The organism is Streptomyces sp. AC627_RSS907 (assembly GCF_019049165.1).
This window is the reverse complement of sequence record NZ_JAGMUE010000431.1, coordinates 1-550: the sequence shown is the minus strand read 5'-3', so window position 1 is coordinate 550 and position 550 is coordinate 1. Positions and strand designations below refer to the sequence as shown.

Here is a 550-nt window from a genome sequence, read left to right as displayed (position 1 = left end):
CCTCTGCGCCGGTCGAGCAGCGGCAGGAGCCGGTAGCCCTCGGCGAACAGCGCCCGCGCGCGCCGGGCCTCGAAGTGCACCAGGCCGGTGAAGTCGGCGCCGGCCGGCGGCGTGGCGCCGCGGAACCCCGCCGAGCAGCCGAACTTGGCCAGGTCGTCGGACGGTAGGTAGGTGCGCCCGTTGGCCGCGTCCTCCCGAACGTCCCGCAGGATGTTGGTGAGTTGGAGGGCCAGCCCCAGCGTGTCGGCGTACTCGGCGGCCCGCTCGGCGCCGGGGGCCCCGGGCACCGTGCCGAAGACGCCGAGCGAGAGTCGGCCGATGGCGCCGGCCACGCACCGGCAGTACACCCGCAGCTCGTCCCACGTCTCGTAGCTCTCGCCGCGCACGTCCATCAGCACGCCGTCGATCAGCTCGTCGAGCCCGCCGAGCGGGATCGGGAAGCGGCGCGCGGCGTCGGTGAGGGCGACGGCCACCGGGTCGGTGTCGTCCTGCTCCACCGCGCCGTCCTCGATACGGAGAAGCAGTTCGCGGGTGCTCTCCAGCCGGTCTG

At 74.5% G+C, this 550-nt stretch carries 1 protein-coding gene; it reads right to left on the bottom strand.

The window, feature by feature from the left end:
• On the bottom strand, positions 1–550 hold a 550-nt coding region (locus KUM32_RS36290), incomplete at both ends, for a squalene/phytoene synthase family protein (RefSeq protein ID WP_217146157.1).